This is a genomic window from Marivita sp., assembly GCF_020055635.1.
In the GTDB taxonomy this organism is placed as follows: Bacteria; Pseudomonadota; Alphaproteobacteria; order Rhodobacterales; family Rhodobacteraceae; genus Marivita.
The window spans coordinates 1-4,748 of sequence record NZ_JAIPUT010000131.1 but is presented as its reverse complement, the minus strand read 5'-3'; the positions used below and the strand labels follow the sequence as shown (position 1 = coordinate 4,748).

The 4,748-nt window shown below is 59.5% G+C and carries 3 protein-coding genes and 2 pseudogenes; 1 reads left to right on the top strand and 4 read right to left on the bottom strand.

The features are described from left to right. Positions 1-230: 230 nt before the first annotated feature. The 3 genes and pseudogenes from istB to LCF60_RS23550 all read right to left on the bottom strand — a co-directional run. Positions 231-959, bottom strand: coding sequence for an IS21-like element ISPkr1 family helper ATPase IstB (gene istB, locus LCF60_RS23560; protein ID WP_292294970.1), 729 nt, complete (start codon positions 957-959; stop codon positions 231-233). Then, positions 889-2,457 carry an IS21 family transposase gene (gene istA, locus LCF60_RS23555; protein WP_292294969.1) on the bottom strand — a complete coding sequence of 523 codons (1,569 nt, stop codon included), beginning with the start codon at positions 2,455-2,457 and terminating at the stop codon, positions 889-891. The genes istB and istA overlap by 71 nt, the downstream gene beginning before the upstream one ends. Before the next feature lie 283 nt (positions 2,458-2,740). After that, positions 2,741-2,986 (bottom strand): annotated as a pseudogene (locus LCF60_RS23550) (IS256 family transposase); the annotation flags it as partial. A gap of 102 nt (positions 2,987-3,088) precedes the next feature. Between LCF60_RS23550 and LCF60_RS23545 the strand changes: the two are divergent. Continuing rightward, entirely contained in the window at positions 3,089-4,192 is a 1,104-nt protein-coding gene (locus tag LCF60_RS23545; RefSeq protein WP_292294968.1) for an IS110 family transposase, read from the top strand. 326 nt (positions 4,193-4,518) lie between these two features. Here LCF60_RS23545 and LCF60_RS23540 read toward each other — a convergent pair. Beyond that, positions 4,519-4,716: pseudogene (locus tag LCF60_RS23540) on the bottom strand (EamA/RhaT family transporter); the annotation flags it as partial. Positions 4,717-4,748: the final 32 nt, after the last annotated feature.

Sequence of the window (4,748 nt, the reverse complement as noted above, 5' to 3'; positions counted from 1 at the left end):
CGTTTCATTTCGACGTAGAGTGCCCTTGGGCCTGGGGCTAGGGTTGCCCATGCCTCGGTCTTTTGAAGCCACTCAGGAAGTTGGACAAAGCGCCCAACCTGTCAATCGGCATGCAATCCTGACCCCCTATCGGCACCCAAAAATGACCCCTTTATTTTGCGCAGGGGTTGCTGGCCCGATGCGGTGTAGCCATCACACAGCGCAGCCGCGTCGGGCCAGCGTGTCCTGGGTTACTCCCTGGTCTTGAAGCGCCAGCTCTCGTTTCCGGTTTCGACGATGTCGCAGTGGTGGGTAAGGCGATCGAGTAGCGCTGTCGTCATTTTGGCGTCTCCGAAGACCGATGGCCATTCACCGAAGTCGAGGTTGGTCGTCACGATGATGGACGTGCGCTCGTAGAGGCGACTGACGAGGTGGAACAGCAGCTGGCCGCCGGTCTGGGCGAAGGGGAGATAGCCGAGCTCGTCGAGGATCAGGAAGTCGAGGCGGCACAAGAGATCCGCAGTGCGCCCCTGGCGATCAGCGCGGGCTTCGGCGTCGAGTTTGTTCACGAGGTCGACGACGTTGAAGAATCGGCCGCGCTTGCCACGGCGGATGCAGGCCCTGGCGATGCTCACGGCAAGATGGGATTTGCCGGTCCCGGTGCCGCCGATCAGCACGACGTTGCGTTGATGCTCAAGGAACTGTCCGGAGGCCAGATCGCGCACCAGCGTCTCGTTGACTGGCGTGTTCTCGAAGCTGAACTCATCGACCTCCTTGGCCAGTGGCAGCTTGGCAATCGTCATCTGGTATTTGATTGAGCGCGCCTGCTTCTCGCTGATCTCGGCGTTCAGCAGGTCGCCGACGATCTGTTGCGGTTCGTGCTGGCGCTTCACTGCTGTGGTGATGATCTCATCGTAGGCGGCCTTCATGCCGTAGAGCTTCAGCTGGCTCATCGCGTCCAGCACCTGTGATCTTTCCATGGTTGGGTCTCCTTAGGCTGTCATAGCGTTTGCAGTCGGCCACGGGCTCGCAGGTCAGCCGCAACGCGTCCGGCGTATCGATGGTCAGCGGCGGCGGCGGCTCACGATGTCGGGCCAGGATATTAATGACGACCGAGGCGGCGGGGGCTCCTTCGTTCAGCGCTTCGGCACAGGCAGCCTCCACTGCATCCACCCCATCGGTTGGGATCATGCTCAGGATCTGGACCATCTGCCGGTCACCATTCGGCGCCTTGCCAAGCTTGCGCTGCACACGCCTGATCGCTGGCGGCAGTTCCCAGTCCTTGAAGGGCGCACCATTCCTGAGCGCGCCCGGTTTGCGAGCCAGAACAGGGATGTAGTGCAGCGGGTCGTAAATCGCCTTGTCGCGGCCGAAGGCTCGGTCGTGCTGCCCCACAATCTTGCCGTCCTGCCAGAACTCGACCCGCTCGGCATAAGCACGGATTTCAACTGGGCGACCGACGGCCCGACCATCCACCGAGTAGAGGTTCTTGTCGAACCGAACGAGGCAGGTTTTGGACACCGAGGCAGGCAGCGCGTGAAAGCCATTGAAGGGACCGACATACGGCACCAGGCTGGCGCGTTCTTGCTCGAACACCTCCCAAGTTGTCCGATCCCGGAGCTCGGGGTGCGGGTTGGACTTGGCCCAGGCAACGCATCGGTCTTCAAGCCAAGCGTTGAGTTCGGCATAGCTTTTGAACTTCGGTCGCGGCACGAAGAACCGCCGCCGGATAACGCCGACCTGGTTCTCGACCTGTCCCTTCTCCCAGCCCGAGGCGGGTGTACAGGCGACGGGATCAACGAGGTAATGCCCGCACATCTGCTGGAACCGGCGATTGTAGGCGCGGTCGCGGCCCACGAAGATCGTGTCCACTGCCGTCTTCATGTTGTCGTAGATGCCCCTCGTGCAGGCTCCACCGAAGAAGGCAAAGGCTTTGTCGTGGGCGTCGAAGACCATCTCCTGTGTCTCGCGCGGGTAGGCGCGCACGAACAGCATTCGGCTATGGCAAAGGCGGATGTGTGCCACCTTCACTGTCGTTGTGGCGCCATCGATCACCACGATCTCATGACTCCAGTCAAACTGATAGGCCTCACCGGGATCGAAGGTCAGCGGCACATAGGCAGCGGCCGATGCCTCCTGTTCCTCCTTGGACCACAAGGCCGCATAGCGCCGGACAGCATCGTAGCCGCCGTCATATCCGAGGGCTCTGAGTCCCTCGAAAATCCTGATCCGGGTCAGCCTCTCGCGCTTGGGCTTGCGTGCGTTCACTGCCAGCATCTCGTCGAGCTTGTCTTTCCAGGGCCCAATCTTCGGCTGTGGCTGGACCGTCCGCTCGTAGGTGAGCTCCGTCACACCGGATCGGATCACCTTGCGCACCGTGTTCCGCGATACCCGCAACTCCCGGCAAATCTGCTTGATCGGCTTCTTGTCCTGAAAATACGCCCGCCGGATCTTCGCAATCGTCTCCACAACCAACATCCCACACTGTGCTCCCCGATAGCCTCGGGGGCATTATCCACATCAGTGTAAGGGGGTCATTTTTCGACGCCGATCACCCCGCTACGGGGTCAAAATTGCATGCTTGTTCACATTTAGAACATTTGATAAGAACGGCAAAAAAGGTGTACGGGGTAGGGTTGTCCAGACTTCAAGCTGTTTGACGAGCCATGTTCGGTCGGACACCTGTCGGACACAGTTTTTTACGGGCTTGAAAGACCTCCCTAAGGAGGTTGAGATATAGGCAAAAGTTGGTGACGCCTGATCAGGCGGCGGCTTGAATTTGGCGGAGCCCGTCGCGGAACTCAACCCCTTGGATGATTTCGGGCAGGCGGTTTTGGCCGTCGAGTTTTCGCCATTTCTTCTGGGCAGACATCATCAGCTTGAAGGCCATTGCCAGTCCGGTCTTTCGGCTGAGACACCCCTTGGTGCGTTTTGTGCGATGCCGGACGGTGGCGAAGGTGCTTTCAATTGGGTTTGACGTCCGGATGTGTTTCCAGACCTTATGATCGCATTCCACGTCAAATAGACCGGCGGCCTCTCCTTCGGCATTCTGCAACGAGGGTTACGCCAGTTTTTTGGCGAAGAGCCTCAAGAATGGAGGAGAGACCACATGAAGGATAGCATATTTATTGGGCTGGACGTCCACAAAGCCACAATCTCAGTAGCCGTTGCTGATGTCGAGCGCGGTGGGGAAGTGCGGGACTGGGGCAAGCTGCCTAATCGACCCGATCGTGTGCGCAAACTTGCCGAGCAACTGGGTGCCAAAGGTCACCAGTTGTATTTCTGTTATGAGGCGGGGCCTTGTGGTTATGGTCTTTACCGTCAGCTCGTCGAGCTTGGACATGATTGCATGGTTGTCGCCCCCTCGCTCATTCCTGTGAAAGCAGGCGACCGTGTAAAGACCGATCGTCGTGACGCACGCATGCTTGCCAAATTGCATCGAGCCAGCGAATTGACGGCCGTCTGGGTTCCAGACGTCGAGCATGAAGCGATGCGTGACCTGGTGCGCGCACGCGCCACGGCCGTTCGCGGCGCAAACCAGGCCCGCCAACATCTTCAGAGCTTTCTGCTTAGACATGGTCGTCAGTACCCCGGTAAGAAGAGTTGGACCAAGGCCTACCGGCGTTGGTTGTCGACAAACCGGTTTGACCATTCCGCCCAACAGATTGTTTTCCAGGATTACATTCACGCCGTGACTGACGCCGAAGCACGCGTCGCGCGGCTTGAAGCACAGATCGCCGAGCTGCTCCCGGATTGGAGCCTCGCACCCGTTGTTCAGGCGATACAGGCCATGCGCGGTGTTGCCTTCATTGTCGCGGTCACCGTGGTGGCAGAAGTTGGAGACTTCCGGAGGTTCGCAACGCCTCGCCAGCTTATGGCCTATCTCGGGCTAACCCCCACCGAGCATTCCAGTGGCAACACGGTCAGGCGTGGCGGCATAACGAAAGTTGGCAGCAGCTTAGCGCGCCGCGTGTTGATTGAAGGCGCCTGGAGCTACAGAATGCAACCTCGTGTCGGCCGCAAGCAGGTAGACCGGATGGAGGGCCTCCCGCAAGGCGTGCGCGACATCGCCTGGAAAGGCCAGATGCGAATGTGCCGACGCTACAAGCACCTCGTGGCATGCGGCAAGCCGACAGTGGTGGCTAATACCGCAATTGCACGAGAGATGGTCGGCTTCATCTGGGCGATTGCGCAGGAGGTCACCCCCGCCTGACGCTCATTCATCAAAAACACAACACCCCGATCAGCTGATGTGCAAACCTGGGGGTGGAACACGGTGGAGAACCCTTGGGAAGCATTGTGAGCCAGTCCTTGAAAGGCTGACGCTCGTTTCCAGAAAGAGGCAGCTCCAAGACGCAACCACGGTCATGCGGTATCCAACCCGCGCATGAGAGTATGCTCAACCGTCGTCTCAGTTCCACCCCCAGCCTTGCACATCTATGAGATAACGCCTCCGGCGATTGAGCCGGCCGACTCGGCGCGACAAAACCATTGACTGCGATCATGAGAGTGTTCGCGCGGAACCCGCAAGGACAGACGCATGATCCAGACAAATGGCGCCATCAGGGCACATTGAACGATAAACCGCGCGGCCGTGATCTGTCCCACTGGCACAGTGTCCGATGCCAGCTTGGCCGCCACATCGAGCAGGGGGGCAGTGACGCAGAATCCCAGCATCAGGGCGACCCCGGCAAGGATGCGGTCGGTGGAGTGTGGGGGCGCGGGCAGGGTGGTCATGGATCCCCCATAGGGTTTCATCTGACGCAGGT

What these genes read in the sequence shown, in the direction of transcription:
- istB (WP_292294970.1), bottom strand. Translation starts at nt 959, where the DNA reads ATGGAAAGATCACAGGTGCTGGACGCGATGAGCCAGCTGAAGCTCTAC.
- istA (WP_292294969.1), bottom strand. Translation starts at nt 2,457, where the DNA reads ATGTTGGTTGTGGAGACGATTGCGAAGATCCGGCGGGCGTATTTTCAG.
- LCF60_RS23545 (WP_292294968.1), top strand. Translation starts at nt 3,089, where the DNA reads ATGAAGGATAGCATATTTATTGGGCTGGACGTCCACAAAGCCACAATC.